A 699-nucleotide genomic window follows, 5' to 3' on the forward strand; every position below is an offset into this window, starting at 1 on the left:
GTTCACGTTCGCCGCGACGGCCAACGCGATCCGGCTCGTCGGTGCGACCCCGGTCTTCGCGGACATCCAGCCCGACACGTTCAACATCGACCCGGCCGCCGTCGAGGCGCTCGTGGGCCCGAGGACCGTCGCGATCATGCCGGTCCACCTCTACGGCCTGCCTGCTGACATGACGGCCCTCAACGCGATCGCGGAGCGCCACAACCTGGCCGTCGTCGAGGACGCCGCGCAGGCCCACCTCGCGGCGATCGACGGTCGCCCGGTCGGCTCGCTCGGCGTCGCCGGCTGCTTCAGCTTCTACCCGACCAAGAACATGCACTCCCTCGAGGGCGGCATGATCACCACGGCCGACGCCGAGCTCGCCCGCCAGCTGCGCCTGCTGCGCAACCAGGGCATGGAGCAGCGCTACGCCAACGAGGTCGTCGGCACCAACACCCGGATGACCGACGTCGCCGCAGCCGTGGGCCGCAACCAGCTCCGCCGCCTCGCGGGCTGGACGGACCAGCGTCGGGCCAACGCCGCGACCCTGACCGCCGGGATCACCACGGCGGCCACGCCCGTCGTGCCCGAGGGCTACCTCCACTCGTACCACCAGTACACCGTCCGTTCGGCCGAGCGCGACGCGCTGCAGGCACGGCTCACCGAGCAGGGCATCGGCAGCGCGACGTACTACCCGACGCCGGTGCACCGCCTGAAGCC

The 699-nt window shown here is 72.0% G+C and carries 1 pseudogene; it reads left to right on the forward strand.

The features are described from left to right. Positions 1-699: pseudogene (locus tag ACOADB_RS15575) on the forward strand (DegT/DnrJ/EryC1/StrS family aminotransferase); the annotation flags it as partial.

The organism is Nocardioides sp. CPCC 206348 (genome assembly GCF_048654705.1).
Lineage (GTDB): Bacteria > Actinomycetota > Actinomycetes > Propionibacteriales > Nocardioidaceae > Nocardioides.